Source organism: Janthinobacterium sp. Ant5-2-1, from assembly GCF_001445815.1.
Lineage (GTDB): Bacteria > Pseudomonadota > Gammaproteobacteria > Burkholderiales > Burkholderiaceae_D > Janthinobacterium > Janthinobacterium lividum_E.
Genome location: NZ_LNCE01000071.1, coordinates 95,302 through 118,915 on the forward strand (window position 1 = coordinate 95,302; position 23,614 = coordinate 118,915).

General features: G+C 64.0%; 24 protein-coding genes. 13 read left to right on the forward strand and 11 right to left on the reverse strand.

Features of this window, described 5'->3' with window-relative positions:
- The first annotated feature begins 7 nt into the window (after positions 1 to 7).
- Entirely contained in the window at positions 8 to 478 is a 471-nt protein-coding gene (trmL, locus tag ASN89_RS21940) for a tRNA (uridine(34)/cytosine(34)/5-carboxymethylaminomethyluridine(34)-2'-O)-methyltransferase TrmL (RefSeq protein ID WP_058050745.1), read from the forward strand.
- Here trmL and ASN89_RS21945 read toward each other — a convergent pair whose 3' ends face one another.
- The 8 genes from ASN89_RS21945 to ASN89_RS21985 form a co-directional block, all read right to left on the reverse strand.
- Positions 479 to 1,225, reverse strand: a complete 747-nt coding sequence (locus tag ASN89_RS21945) for a hypothetical protein (RefSeq protein WP_058050746.1) — start codon at positions 1,223 to 1,225, stop codon at positions 479 to 481.
- A gap of 17 nt (positions 1,226 to 1,242) precedes the next feature.
- Positions 1,243 to 2,475: a hypothetical protein gene (locus ASN89_RS21950; protein WP_152988646.1), complete on the reverse strand. Its 1,233-nt coding sequence runs from the start codon at positions 2,473 to 2,475 to the stop codon at positions 1,243 to 1,245.
- 33 nt (positions 2,476 to 2,508) lie between these two features.
- The gene (locus ASN89_RS21960; RefSeq protein WP_058050749.1) at positions 2,509 to 6,207 is read right to left on the reverse strand and encodes a tubulin-like doman-containing protein; all 3,699 of its coding nucleotides are present in this window, start codon (positions 6,205 to 6,207) and stop codon (positions 2,509 to 2,511) included.
- Between the two features lie 36 nt (positions 6,208 to 6,243).
- Positions 6,244 to 6,684, reverse strand: coding sequence for a hypothetical protein (locus tag ASN89_RS21965; RefSeq protein WP_046683395.1), 441 nt, complete (start codon positions 6,682 to 6,684; stop codon positions 6,244 to 6,246).
- A 44-nt stretch (positions 6,685 to 6,728) separates the two neighbouring features.
- The gene (locus ASN89_RS21970; protein WP_058050750.1) at positions 6,729 to 8,198 is read right to left on the reverse strand and encodes a hypothetical protein; all 1,470 of its coding nucleotides are present in this window, start codon (positions 8,196 to 8,198) and stop codon (positions 6,729 to 6,731) included.
- Positions 8,195 to 9,679, reverse strand: a complete 1,485-nt coding sequence (locus ASN89_RS21975) for a hypothetical protein (RefSeq protein WP_152988647.1) — start codon at positions 9,677 to 9,679, stop codon at positions 8,195 to 8,197. Before ASN89_RS21975 ends, ASN89_RS21970 begins: the two co-directional genes overlap by 4 nt.
- A gap of 127 nt (positions 9,680 to 9,806) precedes the next feature.
- The gene (gene rfaE2, locus ASN89_RS21980) at positions 9,807 to 10,289 is read right to left on the reverse strand and encodes a D-glycero-beta-D-manno-heptose 1-phosphate adenylyltransferase (RefSeq protein WP_058050752.1); all 483 of its coding nucleotides are present in this window, start codon (positions 10,287 to 10,289) and stop codon (positions 9,807 to 9,809) included.
- 33 nt (positions 10,290 to 10,322) lie between these two features.
- Positions 10,323 to 10,562, reverse strand: a complete 240-nt coding sequence (locus tag ASN89_RS21985) for a DUF3717 domain-containing protein (RefSeq protein WP_058050753.1) — start codon at positions 10,560 to 10,562, stop codon at positions 10,323 to 10,325.
- A 134-nt stretch (positions 10,563 to 10,696) separates the two neighbouring features.
- On the opposite strand from ASN89_RS21985, the gene ASN89_RS21990 reads away from it, so the two are divergent.
- The 8 genes from ASN89_RS21990 to ASN89_RS22025 all read left to right on the forward strand — a co-directional run bounded on the left by ASN89_RS21990 (position 10,697) and on the right by ASN89_RS22025 (position 15,800).
- Positions 10,697 to 11,635: a hydrogen peroxide-inducible genes activator gene (locus ASN89_RS21990; RefSeq protein ID WP_046683400.1), complete on the forward strand. Its 939-nt coding sequence runs from the start codon at positions 10,697 to 10,699 to the stop codon at positions 11,633 to 11,635.
- A 58-nt stretch (positions 11,636 to 11,693) separates the two neighbouring features.
- On the forward strand, positions 11,694 to 12,548 hold the full coding sequence (gene ubiA / locus ASN89_RS21995) for a 4-hydroxybenzoate octaprenyltransferase (RefSeq protein ID WP_058050754.1): 855 nt from the start codon (positions 11,694 to 11,696) through the stop codon (positions 12,546 to 12,548).
- A 108-nt stretch (positions 12,549 to 12,656) separates the two neighbouring features.
- Positions 12,657 to 13,013 (forward strand): glycine zipper domain-containing protein, encoded by a 357-nt coding sequence (locus tag ASN89_RS22000; RefSeq protein ID WP_058050755.1) that lies wholly within the window; start codon positions 12,657 to 12,659, stop codon positions 13,011 to 13,013.
- A 45-nt stretch (positions 13,014 to 13,058) separates the two neighbouring features.
- Complete coding sequence (locus ASN89_RS22005; protein WP_046683403.1) at positions 13,059 to 13,445, forward strand: phage holin family protein; 387 nt, start codon at positions 13,059 to 13,061, stop codon at positions 13,443 to 13,445.
- Positions 13,442 to 13,789 (forward strand): hypothetical protein, encoded by a 348-nt coding sequence (locus ASN89_RS22010; protein ID WP_046683404.1) that lies wholly within the window; start codon positions 13,442 to 13,444, stop codon positions 13,787 to 13,789. The genes ASN89_RS22005 and ASN89_RS22010 overlap by 4 nt, the downstream gene beginning before the upstream one ends.
- A gap of 90 nt (positions 13,790 to 13,879) precedes the next feature.
- Positions 13,880 to 14,437 carry a DUF3455 domain-containing protein gene (locus ASN89_RS22015; RefSeq protein ID WP_058050756.1) on the forward strand — a complete coding sequence of 186 codons (558 nt, stop codon included), beginning with the start codon at positions 13,880 to 13,882 and terminating at the stop codon, positions 14,435 to 14,437.
- 92 nt (positions 14,438 to 14,529) lie between these two features.
- Entirely contained in the window at positions 14,530 to 15,087 is a 558-nt protein-coding gene (locus ASN89_RS22020) for a sigma-70 family RNA polymerase sigma factor (RefSeq protein ID WP_046683406.1), read from the forward strand.
- On the forward strand, positions 15,084 to 15,800 hold the full coding sequence (locus ASN89_RS22025; protein ID WP_058050757.1) for an anti-sigma factor domain-containing protein: 717 nt from the start codon (positions 15,084 to 15,086) through the stop codon (positions 15,798 to 15,800). Before ASN89_RS22020 ends, ASN89_RS22025 begins: the two co-directional genes overlap by 4 nt.
- 3 nt (positions 15,801 to 15,803) lie before the next feature.
- Here the strand turns inward: ASN89_RS22025 and proC are convergent, their stop codons facing one another.
- Both proC and ASN89_RS22035 read right to left on the reverse strand, forming a co-directional pair.
- Positions 15,804 to 16,634, reverse strand: a complete 831-nt coding sequence (gene proC, locus ASN89_RS22030) for a pyrroline-5-carboxylate reductase (RefSeq protein ID WP_058050758.1) — start codon at positions 16,632 to 16,634, stop codon at positions 15,804 to 15,806.
- Between the two features lie 16 nt (positions 16,635 to 16,650).
- Positions 16,651 to 17,352 carry a YggS family pyridoxal phosphate-dependent enzyme gene (locus ASN89_RS22035; RefSeq protein WP_058050759.1) on the reverse strand — a complete coding sequence of 234 codons (702 nt, stop codon included), beginning with the start codon at positions 17,350 to 17,352 and terminating at the stop codon, positions 16,651 to 16,653.
- A gap of 70 nt (positions 17,353 to 17,422) precedes the next feature.
- Here ASN89_RS22035 and ASN89_RS22040 point away from each other — a divergent pair, with 70 nt between their 5' ends.
- The 4 genes from ASN89_RS22040 (at position 17,423) to ASN89_RS22055 (ending at position 22,389) form a co-directional block, all read left to right on the forward strand.
- Entirely contained in the window at positions 17,423 to 18,466 is a 1,044-nt protein-coding gene (locus tag ASN89_RS22040) for a type IV pilus twitching motility protein PilT (RefSeq protein WP_046683409.1), read from the forward strand.
- A 3-nt stretch (positions 18,467 to 18,469) separates the two neighbouring features.
- Complete coding sequence (locus ASN89_RS22045; RefSeq protein ID WP_185982102.1) at positions 18,470 to 19,609, forward strand: PilT/PilU family type 4a pilus ATPase; 1,140 nt, start codon at positions 18,470 to 18,472, stop codon at positions 19,607 to 19,609.
- 1 nt (position 19,610) lies between these two features.
- Positions 19,611 to 20,096, forward strand: coding sequence for a glutathione peroxidase (locus ASN89_RS22050; RefSeq protein ID WP_058050760.1), 486 nt, complete (start codon positions 19,611 to 19,613; stop codon positions 20,094 to 20,096).
- A 184-nt stretch (positions 20,097 to 20,280) separates the two neighbouring features.
- A complete protein-coding gene (locus tag ASN89_RS22055; RefSeq protein WP_058050761.1) occupies positions 20,281 to 22,389 on the forward strand; it encodes a putative bifunctional diguanylate cyclase/phosphodiesterase in 2,109 nt (702 codons plus the stop codon).
- Here ASN89_RS22055 and glcF read toward each other — a convergent pair.
- Positions 22,382 to 23,608 (reverse strand): glycolate oxidase subunit GlcF, encoded by a 1,227-nt coding sequence (gene glcF, locus ASN89_RS22060; protein ID WP_058050762.1) that lies wholly within the window; start codon positions 23,606 to 23,608, stop codon positions 22,382 to 22,384. The genes ASN89_RS22055 and glcF overlap by 8 nt on opposite strands.
- Between the last annotated feature and the right edge of the window lie 6 nt (positions 23,609 to 23,614).

Consider the following 23,614-nt stretch of genomic DNA (forward strand, 5'->3'; position numbering starts at 1 on the left):
GAGCATTTTGTTTCACGTTGTTTTGGTAGAACCTGAAATCCCGCCCAATACGGGCAACGTCATCCGCCTGTGCGCGAACACGGGCGCGCAGCTGCACCTGGTCGAACCGCTGGGCTTTCCGCTCGACGATGCCAAGATGAAGCGCGCCGGCCTCGATTACCACGATTACGCCAACATGAAGGTGCACAAGAACTGGGACGCATTCCTGGCCGACACCCAGCCCGACCCGGCCCGCATGTTCGCCATGACGACGCGCGGCTCGCGCCCGTTCGGCGACGTGGCCTTCCTGCCGGGCGACGTATTCGTGTTCGGCTCGGAAACGAAAGGCCTGGACCCGGCCCTGCGCGACGGCTTTCCAGCAGAGCAGCGCATCCGCCTGCCGATGCGCCCGGACAACCGCAGTTTGAATCTGTCGAATACGGTGGCCGTCGTCGTCTACGAGGCCTGGCGCCAGCACGGATATCAGGGTGGCGCTTAACTAACGCAGCGCCAATTGCGGTGCGGCGTCGCCCGCCTCCAGCATCACCAGCTGCGTGCGCAAGTCGCGCGTGGCGGCCAGCTTGCCGTTCACGTACAGATTCGTCTTGACGCCATACACGCCTTGCGACACGCCGGCCGGCAAGGTCAGCTCGAACGAGTTTTCAAAGCGCCCGCCCGACTTGTTGTTGCTGGCCAGGGCCTTCGAGCCGGACTTGAATGGCTGGCCTTGCGGGTCGAGCACCACCAGCTCTTCGCGCACGTCGTTGACGCTCTGCGCGCTGCCATTGACCAGCTCCACCACGGAATTGACCTTGAACGGCTGGCCGCGCTTGACGGTCGACGCGCTCAGCTGCGGCGTGTACGACACCACTTGCGGCTCGCGCGGCAGCGCGCCCCGCGTGCGGATGTAGTCGCGGTCCGCCTGCGCCGCCGTCTTGGTCTGGCGCGAATTGACATTGATGGCCAGGCAACCGGCCGCCGCCAGACCGCCGCCGATGGCCGCCCCCTTCAGCGCGCCATTCTTGCCGCCCGCCAACGCACCCAGCAACGCTCCCACGGCCGCACCGGCAGCGGCCGACGTGCCCACGCTGCACGGGTCCTCATCCGTCGCCGCCTGGGCGCCACCTTGCGAATAGGAACCGTCCTGGCGCACGCCATTCGGGTTCATCGGCGCCGTGGCGCAACCGGCCAGCATGGCCGCGATGGTCAGCGCAGCGGCCGCGCGCATGGTGGTGTGGTTCAGCATGGTGACTCCCCAGATAGCTAGTTGATCGTTGTTTCCGTCTGCAGCACTTGCCGTTCGCGCTCGCGGATGCGGCGCGACAGATTGTCGATGCGCGCATTGCCCGGATCGACGCGGCGCGCGCTTTCCAGATACGTCTTGGCCGCATCGAACTTGCCTTCCAGCAAAGAGCGCTCGGCATCGCGCAAAAACGATTGCGCCATCTCGTTGCGCATGGCCGCGCCGCTATCGACGGGCGACGTTTCCAGCGGACGGCGTTCGGCCACCGCAGAACGTTCGACCGCGCGCGCGGGCGCCGGTTCCTGCTGTGCCGGCGTCGACACGGTCGCCGGGGCTGGTGCCGGTGTTAAAACGGGCGCAGGCGCCGCGGCCGCCGACAGCGCCTGCACATCGGCCTTCAACTGCGGCAATTCCACCGCTTCGCGGTCGATCGCTTCCAGCCTGGCGATGCCATTTTGTGCCGCCGTCGCATCCCTGCCATCGAGCGCTTGGCGCACGCCCACCAGCACGGACGCGGCTGCCGCTTGCTGGCGCGCCAGTTGCTTGCGCAAGGAATCCACGCTGGCAGCGCCCGCGCAATCGATGTCGAGCGCGGCGATACCCTTGGCGGCGCTTTGCAATTGATGGCCATCGATAGCCCGCTCGATGGCGCGCACGCTGCGCTGGCAACCGCTGGACGCGGCACCGGCCTTGCTGATGGCCGCCTGCAAATCGTCCGCCTTGGCGCTGGACTTGCCCGTGCATACATTCTTCGCCGTCGCCAGCTTCTGGCGGGCGCCGTCCAGGCTGCCGTTCGCTACCAGTTTCAAGCCGCTATCGATGGCGTCATTGCAGGCCGATTCATTCTTTCCGCCCGGCTTGCCATTCATGTAGACGATCACCAAGGCCAGCACGGCGATGCCGCCCAGCCAGCGCAGCCACTTGCGCGGCGGTGATGGCGGTTCGGTTGATGCCGGTGGAGTTGCCGGTGCGGGCTTGGGCGCGGCTTTCGGCTGGGCCGGCTCAGGCGGCGCTGGCGGCGGTACCGGTACCGGTGCCGGCTTCGGCGGCGCTTTCGGTGCAGGCACAGGCGCCGGCGCCACCGGCACGGGCGGCGGCTTGGGCGCTACTGGCGGTGATACAGGCGCTGGCGCTGGCAGCGGCGGCGGCACGGCCGCTGCCGGCTGGGCAGCACCAGCCACCACGTGACCGCAGTACGGGCAATGGCTGACAACGGTCCACAGACCCGTCTTGCATTTGTTGCAAATATCCAAAACTAATCCTTCATTCCAACGTCATTCCAGCGTTCACAGAGGCGGCGGCATCAACGGTGGCGGCGCGCTGAGAAACAAGGGCGCCAGTTCGGGGAGCTGGGCCAGGTCGGCCCAGGCCGGCAAGCCGGCGCGCCACACCTTGGTGGTGCCTGGTGCGACCTGGCCCGCCTGCACGTACTGCACGATCTGCTGGGCCGTAAACGGTCCCTGCTGCTGGCCATTGATGCCCAGGAAATACTGGTATTCCACCAGCGGCGGCGGCATGCCGCCCAGCGGTGGCGGCGCCATGCCGAACACGGCTGCCGCCGGGGCAGATGCCGCGCCGGCCGGGCGCAGCAATTGCTCGAGGCGCCCCGCTTCCAGCATTTCCGCCTTGATCGCGTATTTCAGGCGCGGCTGGCCATCCGCTTCCGGCTCGCGCACTTCCCAGTCGTAGGCATCGCTGTCGGAGTCGCCGATGACGTTCGCCCACTCCTTCAGGCGGCCCAGCAAGGCTTGCACCGTGCGGTCGAGCTCATCGCTGGCCATACCCTTGCGGCGCGCCGATTCGCGCAGGCGCGCGCCCACTTCGGCGGAAATGGCACTGCCAAAACCGACGTACGGCAGTTGCGAACCATCGGCCTGCGCCACCAGCTTGGGCGCATACACGGTGCGTTCATAGTATTTTGCCAGCGCCGCCATGGCGGCCGTCTGCACGGCGTCAAGCGCCGTCAATTTTTCCTCGATGCGCAGGGCGATATTTTTCTCGTACGAAGCGGGCATGCCGTTCTGGCGGATGGCCCGTTCATTGCCGATGCGGCGCAAGTCGCCCGGCTCGACGGCAAACTGGTACTGGCCCGGCGGCACGACCCTACCCGTGTGGCGCGTCAGCACGCCCAGCATGATCGCTTGCAGGAATTCGCCAAAGTCTTCCGCCAGGCGCTTCATCTCGTCCGTGTTCGGTGCGATGGGGTGCGTGAATTGCGTCGGATCGATATGCGTGTGGGTCGGCGCCTTGTCGTTGTCGCCTTCCTTGCGGTAACTGGTGCGCCAGCCTTCCAGGCCGCGCAGCACCGTCATCGGCACGCCGGCCAGTTCGCAGTAGCAGACGGCGCGCCCGCGGATGCCCGTTTCGACGATTTCCAGCTGGCTCACCGTGATGCCCACCTGGGTCGGCACGCACGATTCGAGCTCGGCGCCGAACTTCGCCTTGAAGGCGGCCGCGTTGGCCACGCCGATCACGCACTTGAACTGGTCCGACACGACCGTGAAATCGCCCGCCATGTTGGCGTCGATCCACGGCATCGAACAGGCCAGCAGCTTGCGGAAGCGGTCCAGGCGTTCGGACACATCCATCTGTTCCAGCGCTTCGAACAGCGGGTCGGGCGTGCTCGTCGCGCCTTCCACCAGGCTGGTCGTGGCAATCATGTTCTCGGCCATGCGCGTGACCTTGGCCAGGATCAAGCCCCGTTGCGCCGGTTCGCCCAGCATGGGGAACAGCGCTTTCGAGCCGCCCATGTCCTTGAACGCTTCATCGGCCCACTGGCGCAAGGTGGCCGCCGACGGCAGCGCGATGTCTTTTTCCGTGACAGGAATGACGATCAGGGTCGCGTGTTCCTTGTCCAGGTCCTTTTGCAAAATCGTGTTGGCGGTTTTCAATTCGGCCAGCATGGCCAGCACACCTTCGCGGCCCGTTTGCAGCTCGCCCACCAGGCCATTCCACTGCGCGCGGCCTTGCGCATCGACGCCGACCCGGTTGCCTAGCCAGCGCGACAGTTCGCCCAGCAGGATGACGGACTCGTCCGCCGCCTTGGCGCGCAGATGGAATTTCAGCGCATTCGCCATTTCCGTGCGCAAATGGTCCATCACCACGCCCGCCTGCTTTTCGCCATTGCTGAGGAAACCGAAGGTGCTGCGCGTCTGTTCCAGGTTGTTCAGCAGGCGCTCATATTCGCGCGAACGCACGGCTTCCTTGATTTCGCGGTAGCGCTCGGCATTGTTGCCGATCTGCGCCGTCAAGCCGCTGCCAGGCGCCTCGATGCGGTCCTTGATCTGCTCCACCAAGGACAGCACGTATTCCAGGCCGCCGAATTCCTTGTTGTCCAGGTAACCATACAGCTGGTCGCGCACGACTTTCTTGACGTCTTCCAGCACTTCGCGGCGGCGCTTGCTGATGCGGTCTTCCGTCGTGTCGGCCGTGGAATCCTGGTCGCGCACGGCGTCGCGTTCCAAATGCTTCATGGCATCGCGCACTTGCGCCGGCCATTCGCTGCGGTCAAAGCCCGTGCGGATATCGTTGATGCGCGTATTGACCCGGTTTTCCACGCCGGCCAGCAAATGGCCGTGGCGGTCTTCCAGCAATTCGTCGACGACGCGGAAATCGATGAAGTCGCCGCTGGAGCGCTTCAGTTCGATGCTCTTGTCGGAAAACTCGGGGAAGTCGCTGAACGGCGTGCCCTTCAGGAACATATTGGCGGCGAGGAAATTATCGCGCTGCGTATCCGTGGCCCGGTTGGCGCCCGCATCCGTGCCGCCCACGCCAAAGAACGCTTGCAGCATGGCGCCGGCCCAGCGGTGGGCCCGCTCGTCGCGCGCCGCTTCCTGGCGCGTGTCGAGCACGGCCATGCCGAACGAGGAAAAGCGCTTCGAGAAATACAGGCGCATGTCGCCGAAACGGTCTTGCGGCACGGGCGCGTTGTACAGCGAGTTCTTGTGCTGCGCCTGGTTGACGGCGATCGAGCGCTTGGCGCGCGCGAAGTCGGCCGAGGCGAAATCCTCGAACAGCGAATCGGCCACCATGTGGTACACGTCGCTGACATCCTTGGTGTGCTGCTGGGCCAGATTGCCCGAATCGATCAGGTAGACCTCGCTGTACGGCTCGCGCGTCAGTTCCGGGCGGTCATACGCATCCCAGCGGCCCACGTAGCCCTTGTTGCCCATCATGGCCGATTCCAGCTCCATCAGCGCCGCGTAGCCGTTGGCCTCGACCCGGTCCTTGTTGGCCTTGGTGTAGCCGGTCGGCAAGAACAGCATCAGCTCGACGTCGGCCGCGCCCACTTCGCTGCGCGCCAGCCAGCGCGCCAGCAAGCCCATGTCGAGGAAGGAACCGGAACCCGTGCCGCCGGCCACGGAGCCGACGATGACGATGCGGAAACGGTTCGTTTCCATGCGCAAGCCCAGTTCGGCCAGCTGGCGCTCGTGCGACAGGCCCGCCTTCAAGGCTTTCAGCTTCAAGCGGATCTTGTCGCGGATCTTCGCGTACTTGTCGAAGAAATACAGGCGCGACACGGCGCGGATCTGGCCGGCGCCGCTGCTCATGTCAAAACGCAACTCACGGATGCGCTGCGGCGTCAACGGCAGCCATTCCTTGATATGCGGATATTTTTCCAGCGAGTCTTCATCGCGGCTGTACTTGTCCATGTCGAACGATTCGACCACCTTGTCATCGTCCGTAAACTTCACCTGGTCGAACTGCAAGTCCTTCGCCTGCGACTCGCCGCTTTCGATCACGGCGCCATTGTCGAGGTCGAAATGGATGAATTGCGCGATGGGAAAGTCGGCCAATCCCTCGATGCGCGTGCGGTTGCCCGCGCCGCCCCACAGGGTATTGAGGACGCGCCGGCGCACGCGCATCAGCACCTGCATGCCCGTGCCGCCGATACCGATGAACAGGGTCGGGCGCAGTTCGATGATCTTGTCCTGCTTGCGCTCGCTGGCGCCGCCGGTGATGGTTTGGTTCAGGTTCTCTGCCATGGTGATTCCTTCGATGATGCGTGTTACGGCGTGCTCTTAGCGGCGGCTCGAGGTGAATGTCAGCAACAGGGCAACCAGGCCCACCAGCACCAGCGGTCCCATGAACAGTGGCGCGAGGAATTTATGCGCGTTCACGGCGGCCAGCACGACACCGGTCGCCAGGCTGGCCAGGAAGATGAACAGCCACCAGCCCGAGGCATTGGCCTTGTTCGGCGGCACGCGCTTGGCCACCAGGCCATTCGCATAGGCATTCTTGGCAAAGAAAAAGGCGATGAACAGCAGTAACAGCACGACGCCGCCGATCAGGGTGTCGCGCGACGAGGTATCGGTCGTGCTGGCGGGATCGAGCGCGGGCGCAGGTTCGGTCGTGGCCGTGGTTGCCGCAGCGCCGGCAGCCGGTGTATCGGCGGCGGGCGGCGCGGACGCCGGGGCTGGCAAGGTAAAACCTGCGTTGTCTTTTGGAGTGTCTTGCGCCATGGTATGCCTCTGGTGGATTTGACTAATTAAAAAGGAATCTGTGTTCAGGCCAGGCTCAGGGTATGGCCTTCAGCCACGCGCACGACGGCCGGCTTGCCCAGGCCCCGCTTGAGTTCGCCAATGTCGCGGCCGTCATCGTCGCGGATCTGCACGCTCTTGAATGGTTTCAACAACACTTGCCGCTGCACGCCGTCGGCCATCACCTTGTAGCGCGTGGCGCGTGTGCCAAGCAAGCCCAGCGCCAGCAAACCCAGCACGAACGCCAGCACGCCGCCGAGTATCACCAGCACGGGCAGCAGCGGATACTGGATGCGCACCAGCAGCGGTATCGTCGCCTGCGACGCGCGCACGCTGTCGGGCGGCGTAAACATGCTTGAGATCGGGTCGCCGGGGAACAGTTCCTGCAAATCCTTGCCGAAGCTGGACGCCAGTGCCAGCCGCTGTTCCGACAGGCCCACTTGGGCCTGCATGGGCAACATCACCTGCTTGCCCATGGCGGCAATCGCCTGCGCCGACCACGGCGATGGAATCTGCGCCATCGGCAACGCGAACTGTACCTGCACGGACTGGCTGGCGCCCGGCTGCAGCTGACGGATTTGATCCGGCGCAACGTTTAGCGGCGCGTTGTGGCCCGCCAGGCTCGCGTGCACCTTGGCGCTGTCGATCACGTACGGGAAGAACATGTTTTGCAAGGACGCCTGCAGCACCACTTGCGGCACCAGGTTGGCCGCATCGACGTCGAGCACGATGGTGCGCCCGTCGCGGCCCAGGCTGGCGTGCACATTGGCGCTGTTCTTGACGGACTGGGGCACGATGCGCACGGCATCCTGGTCCACCGGTTTCAAGCGCGCGGGCGGGCGCGTCAGCACTTGCGACAGCCGCCCTTCGGCCAGGATGCGGTTCAACGCCTCGGACGCGGGCTGTCCATACGCAAGCGCATACACCATCAGGCCCTTGGCGCTGTACAGCTTGCCCTGCACGGGCATGCGCAGGGGAAACACCACCGTCTTGGTGATCGACGGCTCCAGATGCAGCAGCCGGTAAAAGTCGCGGTTGCGCTCGGCCGTCTGGCTGTCGTTGTTCGGGCTGTTCTTGTTGTTCGTAAAAATCCATACGATGCCGGAAGCGGACTGGAACGGGCCCGTGATGGTCTTGGTGACGGCTTCCTGGAAATCCGTATCGGCCAGCGCGCCGCCGGCGCTCTTGCGTGCCAGACCCAAGTTCGCCAATTGGCCCGCCACGCCGGCGCCGCCCTGCCCTTGCCCGATCAGTGCGGGCGACACATTGCTGCCGCTGCTCTGGCTGAAGGCCAGCGTATATACTTTATCGGACGGGCTGGTGGCGGCCTGCGCCACGGCGCCCACGAGGGCTTTCAGTTGCGACTGTTCATCCGTGTAAAACGGCTCCATCCAACCCGAGTTTTGCACGAGAAACGCTTGCTGGATACCCGCCGCCTGCACGCTGGCGGTGGCGAAAAAAGCGGCGCAGGCCGCGATCAGGACGCGCGCTTTCATGCCTGCAAGGCCCAGCCATCGATGCGCGACAGCAGCGAGTGATACGCCCACAGCATGCCTTCGTGGACAAACAGGCGCACACGCCACGGCTCGCTGACGGCGAACGTGTGAAACACGGTTTCGCGCAACTCGTCGTCTTGCACCAGCTGGGCCGCCAGGCGCTCGTTCGAACGCAGCACGCTCGACAGGCCGGCACTGGTGGCGAACTTGACGCCGAAGACGCTGTTGCCCACGCTTGACTCCAGCAGCGGCATGACGGCCTGGTTCTTGCCGCCATCGTCGCCGTGTTCCGGCTCTTCCCACGGCGCCGTTTTCAGCTTGGTGGCAAAGCGGTAATTGAAGCTGCCCGAACACAGGCGCGGCGCCAGCGCGTCGGCCCGTTCGGACTGCGCGCCCAGTTTCACATAGACATAGGTGCCGCGGCTACGCTCGAAACACAGCTGCCACAGGCCGCCGTCGCGCGACACGTAGGGGCTGCCGAATTCGAAATGCGGCACCAGCCCTTCGGGCCAGGGCGTAAACGACGCGGCCACGTTGCCGTCCGGCTGCAGCTGCAAGCGCAGCTGGCCATTGGCGCAGGGCCACACGGCCATGCGGTTGTAGGCCACGGGCGCGCTGACGCTACCCAGGTCGGCCAGGCCGTCGAGCAGCACATCGCTGCCCGGCTTTTGCGCGGCGTCAAGGTTGACGAAGCGGATGCGGCCATCGTCGTCGCGCAGCGGCGCCCACAGGCGGTTCTGGAACCAGACGGGGCTGGCCACGCACGGCGCGCCGCCCACGTGCTCGACCACGTAGGTCAGCGATGGCACGTCGGGACGGATGCAAGCCAGGCCATGGCTGGTCGGCAAGACCAGCACGCTATTGAACTCCGGCACCAGCTCGGCGCGCCAGGCGCCGTGGGCCAGGTCCGATTCGGCCAGCAGGCTGCCATAGTCGGGGTCCAGCGCCAGCCAGCGTTTCGAGGCGGGCAGCCACGCGTGCAGGACGGCCTTGCGCGGGTCGAGCGCCAGCAGCGCGGGCGCGCCGGTGCCGAACTGGGCGGAAAAGAATTCGTATTCGCCGGGCGGCGGCATGGGCAGCGAGGCATCGGCCTGCGCATGCTCTTCGCGGGCGCGCTGGTCGGCCAGTTTCAGGGGTACGCTGGCCTGGCGCAAGCCGGACGGGCCGGCCGGCGGCACGTCGCTGACGGGGTGTGCGCCGTAGGGCGGCACCCACGGCGGGGTAATAGAGGTGTCGGGCGGCACTTGCAAGGCCGCGCCCGAGGCGGGGTCGAACGAGAATTCGGGCGGAAACTGCCGCACGGGCGCGTCGGCGGTCGCAGGCAGGCGCCGCGCCAGCATCAGCTTGCCAATATCGGCGTGGCTCACCAAGGGCGAGACGTTCTGGCCGTCCGCGCTGCGCTGCATGCTCCATGCGCCCTCGTCATCGACGTACCAGGCGCCGGAGGGCAGTGGCCAATCCCCAGAAGTTTTATGATCCATTTATTTTCTATGACAAGCAATGCATATCAGACGGTGTAACGTGCTGGGGCTGTCGAAACGAAGTCGCAGCCCTGGCAGTTCTCATAGTAACGTCTTTTTATCTGTATGGAAACATTGACGAGCTTCCTCAGCCCTGCTGCGTCCGCACTTTCGTCAACAGCTTGGTGGTCGAGCGGTCATGCTCGAAATCGATGGCCACGGCCTGGCCGCCATACGCGAGCACGGCCTTGCCTTCCGGAATGGCCGTCATGTCGTAGTCGCCGCCCTTGGCATAGATTTCCGGTTGAATGTCCTGCACCACTTCCAGCGCGCTGTCTTCCGAGAATGGCACGACCAGGCTCACCGCTTCCAGCGCGGCCAGCACGGCCATGCGGTCTTCGCAGTTGTTCAGGGGACGGTCGTCGCCCTTGCCCAGGCGTTTCACTGAAGCATCAGTATTCACGGCAACGATCAGCGAAGCGCCCAGTGCGCGCGCCTGCGCCAGATACGTCACGTGGCCGCGGTGCAAAATGTCGAACACGCCGTTCGTCACCACCACCGGTTTCGGCAGCGCTTGCGCGCGGACGCGCAGTTCATCACGGCTGCACAGTTTGTTTTCAAAGTCAGGCATGGATATCTCTTGTTGGGTTAATTATGGTCAAGCTCAGACGTGGCTATCGCTTTGGATGCCGCCCGCATCCCGGCGCCAGGCATCGATCAAGGCCAGGACGGCCGGTTCCAGGCCCTCTTCGGCAATGCGATCTTGCCGGTAATAAATCATCAGTGCATACACGCGAGCCAGGCGGCTGACGGGCGGCGACAGCGCATATTCATTGCCGCGCGCCGGTTGCCTAGCTCGCCAGTAATTGATCGCCGCTTCCAGCGCCTGCATCCGCAGTTCCATCGCCCTCTCCCTCCGCCGCCCGGTCCCGCATTATAGGGGGCGATCCGCTACAATACGCCATCGGCGCCACAGTTTCACGTTTGCGCCACCTTTCATTCATTGCAAGTAAGTACTTCCTGTGTTTCAATCAACCTATGACACTGACTGAACTGAAATATATCGTTGCAGTCGCGCGAGCGAAGCACTTCGGCCATGCCGCCGAAGCTTGTTTCGTTGCCCAGCCCACCCTGTCAGTGGCCATCAAGAAACTCGAAGACGAATTGGGCGTCGTCCTGTTCGAACGGGGCGGCGCGGAAATCTCCGTCACGCCCCTGGGCGCGCAGATCATTGCGCAAGCCGAGCGCGTGCTGGAACAGACGGCCGCCATCAAGGAACTCGCCAAGCAAAACAAGGACCCGCTGGCCGGCCCCCTGCGCCTGGGCGTGATCTATACGATCGGCCCCTACCTGCTGCCGCCCCTGGTCAAGGCCATGATAGACCAGGTGCCGCAGATGCCTTTGATCTTGCAGGAAAACTTCACGGTTCGCCTGCTCGAATTGCTGCGCCAGGGCGAACTGGACGTGGCCATCATGGCCCTGCCCCTGCCCGACCATGGCATGGCCATGCAGGAACTGTATGACGAACCGTTCGTCGTCGCCATGCCGCGCCAGCATCCGTGGACGGCGCGCGACAAAATCGCCGCGCAGGATTTGAAATCGGAAACCATGCTGCTGCTGGGCAATGGCCACTGTTTCCGCGACCAGGTGCTGGAAGTGTGCCCCGAAATGGCGCGTTTTTCCTCGCCCGGCAACGGCATGCAGCGCACGTTCGAAGGTTCTTCACTGGAAACCATCCGCCACATGGTGGCCAGCGGCATCGGCCTGACCGTCTTGCCGCGCGCCTCCGTCGCCAATATGCACGCCACCGACGGCATGCTTGAATACCGGCCGTTCGCGGAACCCGTGCCATCGCGCCGGGTGGTCATGCTGTGGCGCAAGAGTTTTACGCGCAAGGCGGCCATCGACGCCTTGTGCGCGGCCATCGCCAGCTGCAACTTGCCTGGCATCACCCCCTTGTGCGAAGACGACGAATAGTACATTTACATACTATTTGCGATAATCGACCTTTCTCTTCAACAAGATCGAGTCTTCCATGAACAAGCTGGCGCTGTATTTCCGCCTGATACGGCTGGACAAGCCTATCGGTACCGTATTGCTGCTGTGGCCTACCCTGTGCGCGCTGTGGCTGGCGCAGCAGGGCGTGCCGGACTGGCGGCTGCTGCTCATCTTTACTCTCGGCACTTTCCTGATGCGCTCGGCCGGCTGCGCCATCAACGACTACGCCGACCAGGATATCGACAAATTCGTCAAGCGTACGGCCGAGCGTCCCATCACCAGCGGACGCATCAGCGGCAAGGAAGCGCTGGCCGTGGCCGGCGTGCTGACCGTGCTGGCCTTTTGCCTGATCCTGCCCTTGAATGCGCTGACCAAGCAACTGTCCGTGGCCGCCGTCATCATCGCCGGCACCTATCCCTACTTCAAGCGCTTCTTTGCCATCCCGCAAGCGTATCTCGGCATCGCCTTCGGCTTCGGCATCCCCATGGGCTTTGCCGCCATCACGGATTCCGTGCCCGTCGTCGCCTGGCTGCTGCTGCTGGGCAATGTCTTCTGGGCCGTGGCCTACGATACGGAATACGCGATGGTCGACCGCGACGACGATTTAAAAATCGGCATCAAGACGTCGGCCATCACCTTTGGCCGCTACGACGTGGCCATCGTCATGTTCTGCTACGCCGTTTTCCTGCTGCTGTGGCTGGCCTGCGGCTGGTCCCTGGGCTTGCGTTATTGGTTCGTCGCGGGCCTGGTAGTTGCGGCCGGCTGCGCCGTTTACCACTACACCTTGATCCGCGCACGCGAGCGTATGCCGTGTTTTGCGGCATTCCGGCATAATAACTGGCTAGGAGCAGCGGTGTTTGCGGGCGTGGTTCTGGACTTTGCTTTCCGTTAAGCAATCATCCTTGCGCCGCGGTAGCCCTTGAGGCGGCGCAAGACAAGCCTGGCCGCAGCTGCCTACACTGGTATTTCACTGTGCAGTTTCACTTCCAAGAGGTAATACATGAGCTCGATACATACCGGAAAATCCAGCAGCGACAGCATCCTCGCCGACGCCGACAAGGCGCGCGACAAACTGGTGGGCGACCTGAAAACCGTCATCAATGAAGCGGAAGGCTGGCTCGACGGCGCCAAGGATCAGACGGGCGAGAATGTCAAAGCCGTCAAGGACAAGTTCATCGCCACGCTGGAAACGGCCAAGAAAGACTTGATCAAGCTGGAAGAAGACTTGCTCGAACGTACCAGGAAGGCGGCCAAGGCCACCGACGAGTACGTGCAGGACAATCCGTGGAAAGCCGTGGGCGCGGGCGCCGTCGTGGGCGTACTGTTCGGCCTGTTGCTTTCCTCGTCACGCCGCTAGTTAGTACCGACGGCATAAGCCGTCTCCTGACGCGAAAGGCAGCATATGGCTATCGTGCACCATGTCGCCCAAGTCGCAGCGACTCTCGCCGCCATCGTCCAGACCCGTCTGGCCCTGGCGGCCGTGGAAATGGAAGAAGAGTCGCTGCGCTTCCTGTCGTATCTGGCCCTGGCCATGCTGGCACTGCTGTGCCTGTTTGTCGGCCTGGTATTGATCGTGTTCCTCGTCATCGTGCTGTTCTGGGACACGCACCGCATCGCCGCCATCGCCATCACGGCCGCCGTCTTCATCGTTGCCGCCATCGCCACCCTGCTGGGCGTGCGCGCCAGTTTCCGCAGCAAGCCGAAACTGCTGTCCTTCACACTTTCCGAACTGAACAAAGACCTGGACGAGCTGCAACTGCTGGCCCGCCGGGGATCGGAGCGGCCATGACCACGCACCCTACCAAACTGTCGCATGTGCACACGGCCACCAGCCTGGCGCAGCGGCGCGACGCGCTGCTGGCCGAATGTGCGCTGCAGCGCCTGGCCCTGGGCGTGCAGACGCGGCAATTGCTGGAACCTTTGACGGGCGGCAATCTGCGCCACACCCTGGCCACGCGCTTTAAAATTCCCCTGATGATAGGGGGGGCAGTGCTGGGCCTGCTGCTCGTACGTCCGCGCCGTTTCCTGCCGCTGCTGCGGGCCAGCGGCGCGCTGCTCAAGCACGCCACCACCGCCATGCCCGTCGTGCTGGCGCTGGCCCAGCGTTTCAGCAAGAAAGAAACGCCGGAATAAATTATTTTTTTCCTGGCTGCATCCAAATGGCAAACCCCTGCGTAGTAATGGTATCAACCAGCCGGTTGAGCCAACTACCAGGAGCTTGCCATGCATGCCATCATCGCCCCACGCCATACCGCCCCTTCCCTCACCGTGCTGTGCGCCGCCCTGCTGCTGGCCGCCTGCGCCCCCATGAGCGCGCGCTATTCGCAGGAACAATTGCCGAACGCCGTGAAAGTGCCCGATGGCCACCAGGTGGCCATGCAAACGGTGGGCGTGGGCAAGATCGCCTACGAATGCAAGGCGAAAAAAGACATGACGGGCCATGAATGGGTCTTCGTGGGACCGGATGCGACCTTGAACGACCGCAGCGGCATGCAAGTGGGCACCTACGTCGGTCCTCCTGCCACCTGGGCCAACCTGGATGGCTCGAAAGTAACGGCGACGCAAGTGGCCGTGGCGCCGGCCGGCACGGGTAACATCCCGTATCAACTGGTGAAAGCCAACCCGGCCATGGGCAGCGGCGCCATGCAGGGCGTCAGCTACATCCAGCGCGTGGCCACCAGCGGTGGCGTGGCGCCAAGCAGCCCCTGCGGCATGGAGTCCATCGGCGCCAAACAATGGGTGCCCTACCAGGCCGATTATATCTTCTGGAAAGCCGTATAAATACCTGGCGTTGACGGTTGGCAAGCTGGTTTCTGGCCTATACTCGGCATTGAAAACTTGCTAACCGTTTACTCCTGACGATTGCGCCGACCTTGCCAGCCCACGCCGCCCCTTACGATTACGATGCCGCCCTGCGCGCCTGCGCCAGGGGCGAGCAGCAGGCATTGCACGGCCTGTACCAGCAGGAAAGCCGCTATTTGCTGGGCGTGGCCCTGCGCATCGTGCGCCAGCGGGCCCTGGCCGAAGACGTGCTGCACGACGCCTTCCTGAACATCTGGCGCCGCGCCGGCAGTTTCGACGCCACGCGCGGCAGCGGCAAGGGCTGGATCTATGTGGTGGTGCGGCACCAGGCGCTGGACGTGGCGCGTGCCCGCGCCCATGAACTGTCAGCCGACGAGGATACCGTGGAAACCCTGCTGCACGAACGCCAAGGCCATGATACGGGCGAGGCCTATGCCGACCAGGCGGATCTGGGCAAGCTGCATGATTGCCTCGGCCACCTGGATGAAGGCAAACGCAATAGCATCCTGTACGCCTATGTCGATGGCTGTTCCCACAGCGAAATCGCGCAGCGCCTGCAAGCGCCGCTGGGGACCGTCAAAGCCTGGGTCAAGCGGGGCCTGGCCGCCTTGCGGGAGTGCATGGGATGATCGACAGCGACGAAGATTTGCAAAGGCTGGCTGGCGAATACGTGCTGGGCACATTGGTGCTGGCCGAACGGGCGGCAGTGGAACAGCGTTTGCCGCGCGAGCCAGCGTTGCGCGACGCCGTCGATGCCTGGGAACGGCGTCTGCTGCCCTTGACCACGCTGGCGCCGCCCGAAACGCCCTCGGCCCAGCTGTGGCCGCGCATCAGCGCCAGCCTGTTCACGCCGAAGGCCGTGCGGCAAGCGGGCGGCTGGCAAGCGTGGTGGAACAGCCTGGCTTTCTGGAGAGTGCTGGCCGGTAGCGGCTTGGCGGCCACGGCCGCGCTGGCCGTGCTGGTCAGCGTGCAACTGCAAGCGCCAAGCGGACCCGGCTACCTGGTGGTGCTGGTGGCGCCGCAGGATAAATCGCCGGGCTGGATCGTGCAGGCGGGCGGACGGGGCGGCAAGAACCGCGACCTGAGCCTGATTCCGCTGGGGCCGACTAGCGTGCCGCAGCAAAAAGCCCTGCAATTCTGGACCAAGGGCAAGGACTGGGGCGCCCCTGTCTCGCTGGGCCTCGTCAAGCCGGGGCAAAGCCTCAAGTTGACCCTGGATAAGCTGCCGCCGCTGCAGCCCGACCAACTGTTTGAAATCACGCTGGAACCGCAAACGGGCTCGCCGACAGGCAGGCCGACAGGGCCGATCCTGTATATCGGCCGCGCCGTCAAGGTCATGTAGCGTTTATTTGCCCAGCTCGTCCCCCATCTCGCGCCCGCGCTGCGCGGCAGCCTTGATGCCCTTGACGATGGCCGCCTTGACGCCGCTCTCTTCCATGCTGGTCAGGGCCGCGTACGTCGTGCCGCCTTTCGACGTGACGCGCTCGCGCAGCAAGGACACGGGTTCGCTGGAATTGGCCGCCAGTTGCGCCGCGCCCGTAAAGGTGGCAATCGCCAGCTGCGTGCCCTGCTCGGGCGTGAGACCCAATTCGGCGGCCGCCTGCTGCATCGCTTCGATAAAGTAAAACACGTAAGCGGGGCCGCTGCCGGACACGGCCGTCACGGGATCGATCTTCGCTTCCTCGTCGAGCCAGACCGTCTGGCCGACGGCGCGCAGGATCGCGTCCGCCGTCTTCTTTTGTTCGTCACTGACGCCGCTGCTGGCCACCATGCCGGTGATGCCCATGCCGATCAGGGCTGGCGTGTTCGGCATGCAGCGCACGATGGCGGGATAGTCGCCGAGCCAGCGCGACAGGTCAGCGGCGCGGATGCCCGCCGCGATCGACAGGATCAATGGCGTCCGCTCCCCGTCGAGGAAAGGCAGCAATTGCGCCGCCACTTCGCGCATGCTTTGCGGTTTCACGGCCAGCACGATCACGTCCACGCCGCGCAATGCGTCGTCCGCAAGCAGCGCCGTCGTGACGCCGAATTGCGCCTGCAGTTTTTCCAGCGCGGGCGCATGCGGGTCGATCACGTGGATGTTGCCGCCCAAGGTCAATTTACCCGCCAGGCCGGCGATCAGGGCCGCGGCCATGTTGCCGCCGCCTACAAAGGCGATATTCAATTCTGTCGTCATGCTTGTTCTCTCTTCATCAGGAATAGTTGCGGGAACCGAAAATGGCGCTGCCCACGCGCACGATGGTGGCGCCCTCGAGCACGGCGGCGCGCAAGTCGGCGGACATGCCCATCGACAAGGTGTCAAGCGCCAGCCCTTCGGCCTTCAATTGTTCGTACAGCGCGCGCAGTTGCGCAAAGGCAGCGCGCTGAAGCGTGAGCTCCGTTTCCGGCTCGGGGATGGCCATCAGGCCGCGCAAGCGCAAACGGGGCAATTGCGCCACGGCATGCGCCAGGGCCGGCAATTCGGCTGGCGTCACGCCGCTCTTGCTCGCTTCGCCGCTGATATTGACTTGCAGGCAGATATTCAAGTCCGGCAAGCCGGCCGGACGCTGCTCGGACAGGCGCGCGGCGATCTTTTCCCGTTCCACCGTGTGCACCCAGTCGAAGTGCTCGGCGATGGGGCGCGTCTTGTTGCTCTGGATGGGACCGATGAAATGCCATGCCGGGGCATGCTGCGGCGCAGCGTCCTTCACAAAGGCGATCTTGTCGAGTGCTTCCTGCAGATAATTTTCGCCAAACGCCACCTGGCCCGCGCGCATGGCGTCCAGCACGGCGTCCGCGCCGAAGGTTTTCGAGACGGCCAGCAGAGTCACGTCTCCAGGGGCGCGCTGCGCGTCAGCGGCGGCCTGCGCAATACTCTCGCGCACGGCTTGCAAGTTCTGTTCGATTGTGGACATAATCATTTTCTAGTGTATAGGGGCGGCGGCACAGTGCGCCAGCCCATCAATGCAGGCACAGGGATTATAAATGGACATCTCCGAACTACTCGCTTTCTCCGTCAGCAACAAGGCTTCCGACCTGCACCTGTCTTCCGGCCTGCCGCCGATGATACGGGTCAACGGCGACGTGCGCCGCCTGAACGTACCCCCGCTCGAGCACAAGGAAGTGCACAGCATGATCTACGACATCATGAACGACAGCCAGCGCAAGGCGTATGAAGAAGCGCTGGAATGCGACTTCTCGTTCGAGATTCCCGGACTGGCCCGCTTCCGCGTCAACGCCTACAACCAGGAAAGGGGCGCCTCGGCCGTGCTGCGCACGATTCCCTCGAAAGTGCTGACACTGGAAGACCTGAACGCGCCGCGCATCTTCGGCGAGCTGGCCATGCGCCCACGGGGACTCGTGCTGGTGACGGGGCCGACCGGTTCGGGCAAGTCGACCACCCTGGCGGCGATGGTGAACCACGTCAACGAGCGCCTGAACCACCATATTCTGACCATCGAGGACCCGATCGAATTCGTGCATGAACCGAAGAAATGCCTGATCAACCAGCGTGAAGTCGGTTCGCACACGCATTCGTTCAGCAACGCGCTGCGCTCGGCCCTGCGCGAAGACCCGGACGTGATTTTAGTGGGCGAATTGCGCGACCTGGAAACCATCCGCCTGGCGCTGACGGCGGCCGAAACGGGCCACCTCGTGTTCGGCACTCTGCATACCTCGTCGGCGGCGAAATCGATCGACCGCATCATCGACGTCTTCCCCGCCGAGGAAAAGGAAATGGTGCGCGCCATGCTGTCCGAATCCTTGCAAGCCGTCATTTCGCAAAACCTGCTGAAAACCAAGGATGGCGCGGGCCGCGTGGCCGCGCATGAAATCATGCTGGCCACCCCGGCCGTGCGCAACCTGATCCGCGAAGCGAAAGTGGCGCAAATGTATTCGGCCATCCAGACGGGCAGCAACGTGGGCATGCAAACCCTGGACCAGTGCCTGTCCGACCTGGTGCGGCGCGGCACGATCTCGGCGGAAACGGCCCGCTCGGCCGCCAAGTCGCCTGAAAACTTCCCCGGATAAGCCATGCAGACGACGCACGAACACTATGGCGCCATGCACGCGCTGCTGGCGCAGATGCGCGCACGGGGCGGCTCCGACCTGTTCATCACGGCCGGCTTTCCTGCCGCCATCAAGCTCGACGGCAAACTGACGCCGCTGGCGGGCGGCGCGCTCGACGCGCAGCAGGCGGCCGGCTACGTGCGCGCCGTCATGAACGAACGCCAGGCGGCCGAGTTCGCGTCCAGCCGCGAAGCCAATTTCGCCATCAGTCCGGACGGACTCGGGCGTTTCCGCGTGTCCGCCTTCGTGCAGATGGGCCAGGCAGGCATGGTCTTGCGCTTGATCAATACCGCCATCCCCACCCTCGATGGGCTGGGCTTGCCCGCCATCCTGCAAGACATCGTGATGAGCAAGCGGGGCCTCGTCATCATGGTGGGCGCCACGGGCTGCGGCAAGTCGACCACCCTGGCCGCCATGGTGGGCCACCGCAACGCGCACAGCCATGGCCACATCATCACCATCGAAGATCCCGTGGAATTCATCCATCCGCACGGCAACTGCATCGTCACCCAGCGCGAAGTGGGCGTCGATACGGACGACTGGGCCACGGCCCTGAAAAACACCCTGCGCCAGGCGCCCGACGTGATCCAGATCGGCGAGATCCGCGACCGCGATACGATGGACCACGCCATCGCGTTTGCCGAGACGGGCCATCTGTGCCTGGCGACCTTGCACGCGAACAACGCCAACCAGGCGCTGGACCGCATCATCAATTTCTTCCCCGAAGAACGGCGCCAACAGTTGCTGATGGACCTGTCACTGAATTTGAAGGGCATGATTTCGCAGCGCCTGATTCCCAACAAGGAAGGCGGCGGGCGCAAGGCGGCGCTGGAAATCCTGCTCAATTCGCCGCTGATGAGCGACCTGATCTTCAAGGGCCAGGTGCACGAGATCAAGGAACTGATGAAAAAATCGCGCGAACACGGCATGCAGACTTTCGACCAGGCCCTGTTCGACCTGCACGAAGCGGGCGCCATCAGCTATGAAGACGCGCTGCGCAATGCGGACTCCGTCAACGACCTGCGCCTGACGATCAAGCTCAAGGGCGCAACGGCGCCGGAACCCGCCCCGCAAACGGGCGCCACCAAACTGGGACTCCTCTGACATGACCAGCATCCACGATTTCCAGGCCGAGGCACTGGACGGCACGCCGGTCGACCTGGCGCAATACAAAGGCAAGGTGCTGTTGATCGTCAACACGGCCAGCGCCTGCGGTTTCACGCCGCAATACCAAGGGCTCGAAGCGCTGTACCGCGAATTCCACGCGCAGGGCCTGGTCGTGCTGGGCTTTCCCTGCAATCAATTCCGCCAGCAGGAACCGGGGTCGAATGCGGAAATCGGCGCTTTTTGCGAGAAAAACTTCGGCGTCACCTTTCCCCTGTTTGCCAAGGTGGACGTGAATGGCCCGCAGACCCATCCCCTGTTTGCGCAATTAAAACAGGCGGCGCCCGGCATATTGGGCACGCAGTCGATCAAATGGAATTTCACCAAGTTTTTGGTGCGCAAGGATGGCCGCGTATTTCGCCGCTACGCCACGGCCAGCAAACCGGCCAGCCTGACGGACGACATTCGGCAATTGCTACAGGAATAGCGATTCGGCGGTTTGATTAAAAACAATAATTGCTGAAATCAATCAATCCGCACTTATTTCATGCTTGATATCAATATTGTGTTTCCAATAGCAAATTTCGGTGATAATGTTTGCATAATTATTCGCAGATATCGATCAAAAAACGATGCCAGTCTTTGGGAAAATATTATCTTCATGGATGCGGATGGGAATTTATTCCCGCCTCTTTCTTCCTATTTTCTTCCTGATACTCGCCGTTTCCGCCGTTCGCTATCACGCCCTGCTCGGCACGGAAACGGCGCTGGCCAATGCCCGCTACCAGAGCGATGCGCGGCAACTCGACCTGTTCCTCGCCAATAGCGTGCTGCCGCTGGCCGTGCACGCGGACAGTCACGCGATGCACGACAGCGTGCGGCAAGTGCTGCGCAGCGCCCTGCCGCTGAACCGCAGCCTCGTTTCCGCGCGCTGGGACACGGCTGGCGGGCATGTCGAAGTACTGGCCGACAGCAAGCTGGGGGACACACTGGCCACGGTGCCGGCGTGGTTCGCGCGCCTGGCCGGCATCACGGCCATCCGCAGCCGCCTGACGGTGGCGCTGCCGGACGGCGGCGACGGCATCCTCGACCTGCATTACACGCCGGGCCTGCCCCTGGCGCAAGTGTGGCTCAGGGTGCGCGAGCAGGCCGTCCTCAGCAGCATCAATATCGTGCTCGTCTTCGTGCTGCTGGGCTTGATCCTGGCCACGCACCGCAAGCTGCTGGCGCGCTTCGTGCAAGCGACCGACCGCTTCCGCGACGGCAACTTCGCCGTGCGCCTGGTGGCTGGCGCCACGCCCGAAGCGCAGGCCGTGTCGCAGTCGTTCAACGGCATGGCCGGCGATATCGAAGCACTGCTGACCACGCTGAAGACCAGCCAGCGCCAGCTGGGCGAGCAGTTGAACGAAACCGTGCACATGCAGCAGGCGCTGCAAAAACTGTCGTGGCAAAACTACAATGACGTGCTGACGGGTCTGCCCAACCGTGCCGCGCTGGCCGCCCGCTTCGAACAGGAACTGTTCCTCGCGCGCGAACGCCAGCGCCTGCTGGCCGTCTGCCTGTTCGACCTCGACCATTTCCAGGCCATCAACGACCGCTACGGCGCCGAGGCCGGCGATGAAATCCTCAAGCAGGTGGCCGGCCGCCTGCACGGCTTTACGGGCCAGGTCCATTACGCGGCGCGCCTGGGCGGCGATGAATTCGTCCTGCTGCTGTGCGGCCAGGCCAGCATCGCCAGCATCGAACAAAACGTCACGCAGCTGATGGCGGAACTGGGCCGCCCCTACCAGTGCGACCAGCAGGCGCTGCACATGACGGCCAGCGCCGGCATCGCCGTCTACGCGGGCAAGGACCTGAATACGGAAAGCCTGCTGCGCCACGCCGACCACGCCGTCTACCAGGCCAAGCTGACGGGGCGCAACCAGTACCATTTCTTCGACACCAATCTCGATGAAGAAGTGCGCACCCACCACAACCAGCGCACGGAAGTGCGCCACGCCCTGATCAATGGCGAACTGCGGCTGTACTACCAGCCCAAGGTGAACATGCGCGCCGGCACGGTGGTGGGCATGGAAGCGCTGCTGCGCTGGCAACATCCGCGCCGCGGCATACTGGCGCCCGCGCAATTCCTGCCGCTGGTGGAACAGACGGATTTGATCATCGATATCGGCGAATGGGTACTGCGCCAGGCCCTGTGGCAGATGCAGCGCTGGGTGGCTGGCGGCAAGCACTGGGTGGTCAGCGTGAATATCGCGGCGCGCCATTTCCAGCAACCGGATTTCGTCTCGCGCCTGGAAACCATCCTCGGCGAATTTCCCGGCGTGCGCGCCAGCATGCTGGAACTGGAAATCCTCGAATCGTCGGCCCTGCACGACATCGAGGACGTGCGCCGCATCATCCGCGCCTGCCAGGCGCTGGGCATCACTTTCGCCCTCGACGATTTCGGCACCGGCTACTCGTCGATGTCGTATTTAAAACGCCTGCCGGCGAATATCGTCAAGATCGACCAGAGCTTCGTGCGCAACATGCTCAACGACCGCGACGACCTGCACCTGGTGCGCGCCGTCATCGGCCTGGCCCGCTCCTTCAGCCTGACGGTGATCGCCGAAGGCGTGGAAAGCGTCGAACATGGCGCGCGTTTGATCCAGCTGGGCTGCGATCTGGCGCAAGGCTACGGCATCGCCCGCCCCATGCCGGCCGACGCCGTGCTGGAGTGGGCGGCCAACTTCGTGCCGGCGCCCCAATGGCGCGTCGCGCAGTACAGCGAAGTACCTATTTAGGCGCCAAGGCCGAGTCGATCAGCTCGATCCAGTGCCGCACGGGCGTCTCCGTGCCCGACTGCAGGTGGCTCAGGCAGCCGATATTGGCCGACACGATCATCTCCGGCTCGCACGCCTCCAGGTTCGCCACCTTGTTGTCACGCAGCTGCTGCGACAGTTCCGGTTGCAAAATCGAATACGTGCCCGCCGAACCGCAGCACAAATGGCTGTCCGCGCACAGGCGCACGTCGACGCCGACGGCGCGCAAGACCTGCTCCACCTTGCCGCGCACCTGCTGGCCATGCTGCAGGGTGCATGGCGGGTGATACGCCACCCTTTTGCCGATGCGCCCTTTCAGCAGCGCCGCCAGTTCCGCTTCAAACGCCGGCATGATCTCGGACAGATCGCGCGTCAGTGCCGCGATGCGGCGCGCCTTGTCCGCATATTGCGCATCATGCGCCAGCAAATGGCCGTATTCCTTGACCGTGGCGCCGCAGCCGGACGCCGTCATGACGATGGCTTCGGCACTATCTACGTAAGGCCACCAGGCGTCGATATTGCGGCGCATGTCGTCCAGCGCCGCGTCCTGGTCGTTCAGGTGATGGCGCAGCGCGCCGCAGCAGCCGGCCTTCGGCGCGACGATCAATTGCACGCCCAGCGCGTCAAACACGCGCGCCGTGGCCGCGTTGATGTTCGGCGACATGGCCGGCTGCACGCAGCCGTCGAGCAGCAACATGCTGCGTGCATGCTGGCGCGTGGGCCATGTACCGGCGGCGGAGCCCGGGCGCAATTTGTCCTGCAAGCTTTTCGACAGCAGCGGGCGCAGCGCTTGCCCCGCCTTGTACACGGGCGTAAACAGCCAGCGGCGCGGCAAGGCTTCCTTCAGGGCGAAGCGCAGCGCGCGTTCGCGCAAGGAGCGCTGCACGCGCTGCTCGACGACGCTGCGGCCGATGTCGAGCAGACGCCCGTACTGCACGCCGGATGGACAGGTCGACTCGCAGTTGCGGCAGGTCAGGCAGCGGTCCAGGTGCGTCTGCGTCTTGGCCGTGACGGGCGCGCCTTCCAGCACTTGCTTGATCAGGTAGATGCGTCCGCGCGGGCCATCGAGTTCGTCGCCCAGCAACTGGTAGGTGGGACAGGTGGCCGTGCAAAAACCGCAATGCACGCAGGCGCGCAGGATGGCTTCGGCTTCGTCGCCTGCCGGCGTATTCTTGATGAAATCGGCGAGATTGGTTTGCATGCGCGC

Excerpts from the sequence above, each read along its gene's own strand:
- ASN89_RS21945 (WP_058050746.1), bottom strand. The coding sequence starts at position 1,225 with ATGCTGAACCACACCACCATGCGCGCGGCCGCTGCGCTGACCATCGCG.
- ASN89_RS21960 (WP_058050749.1), bottom strand. The coding sequence starts at position 6,207 with ATGGCAGAGAACCTGAACCAAACCATCACCGGCGGCGCCAGCGAGCGC.
- ASN89_RS21965 (WP_046683395.1), bottom strand. The coding sequence starts at position 6,684 with ATGGCGCAAGACACTCCAAAAGACAACGCAGGTTTTACCTTGCCAGCC.
- ASN89_RS21970 (WP_058050750.1), bottom strand. The coding sequence starts at position 8,198 with ATGAAAGCGCGCGTCCTGATCGCGGCCTGCGCCGCTTTTTTCGCCACC.
- ASN89_RS21975 (WP_152988647.1), bottom strand. The coding sequence starts at position 9,679 with ATGGATCATAAAACTTCTGGGGATTGGCCACTGCCCTCCGGCGCCTGG.
- rfaE2 (WP_058050752.1), bottom strand. The coding sequence starts at position 10,289 with ATGCCTGACTTTGAAAACAAACTGTGCAGCCGTGATGAACTGCGCGTC.
- ASN89_RS21985 (WP_058050753.1), bottom strand. The coding sequence starts at position 10,562 with ATGGAACTGCGGATGCAGGCGCTGGAAGCGGCGATCAATTACTGGCGA.
- ASN89_RS21990 (WP_046683400.1), top strand. The coding sequence starts at position 10,697 with ATGACACTGACTGAACTGAAATATATCGTTGCAGTCGCGCGAGCGAAG.
- ubiA (WP_058050754.1), top strand. The coding sequence starts at position 11,694 with ATGAACAAGCTGGCGCTGTATTTCCGCCTGATACGGCTGGACAAGCCT.
- ASN89_RS22000 (WP_058050755.1), top strand. The coding sequence starts at position 12,657 with ATGAGCTCGATACATACCGGAAAATCCAGCAGCGACAGCATCCTCGCC.
- ASN89_RS22005 (WP_046683403.1), top strand. The coding sequence starts at position 13,059 with ATGGCTATCGTGCACCATGTCGCCCAAGTCGCAGCGACTCTCGCCGCC.
- ASN89_RS22010 (WP_046683404.1), top strand. The coding sequence starts at position 13,442 with ATGACCACGCACCCTACCAAACTGTCGCATGTGCACACGGCCACCAGC.
- ASN89_RS22015 (WP_058050756.1), top strand. The coding sequence starts at position 13,880 with ATGCATGCCATCATCGCCCCACGCCATACCGCCCCTTCCCTCACCGTG.
- ASN89_RS22025 (WP_058050757.1), top strand. The coding sequence starts at position 15,084 with ATGATCGACAGCGACGAAGATTTGCAAAGGCTGGCTGGCGAATACGTG.
- proC (WP_058050758.1), bottom strand. The coding sequence starts at position 16,634 with ATGACGACAGAATTGAATATCGCCTTTGTAGGCGGCGGCAACATGGCC.
- ASN89_RS22035 (WP_058050759.1), bottom strand. The coding sequence starts at position 17,352 with ATGTCCACAATCGAACAGAACTTGCAAGCCGTGCGCGAGAGTATTGCG.
- ASN89_RS22040 (WP_046683409.1), top strand. The coding sequence starts at position 17,423 with ATGGACATCTCCGAACTACTCGCTTTCTCCGTCAGCAACAAGGCTTCC.
- ASN89_RS22045 (WP_185982102.1), top strand. The coding sequence starts at position 18,470 with ATGCAGACGACGCACGAACACTATGGCGCCATGCACGCGCTGCTGGCG.
- ASN89_RS22050 (WP_058050760.1), top strand. The coding sequence starts at position 19,611 with ATGACCAGCATCCACGATTTCCAGGCCGAGGCACTGGACGGCACGCCG.
- ASN89_RS22055 (WP_058050761.1), top strand. The coding sequence starts at position 20,281 with ATGGGAATTTATTCCCGCCTCTTTCTTCCTATTTTCTTCCTGATACTC.
- glcF (WP_058050762.1), bottom strand. The coding sequence starts at position 23,608 with ATGCAAACCAATCTCGCCGATTTCATCAAGAATACGCCGGCAGGCGAC.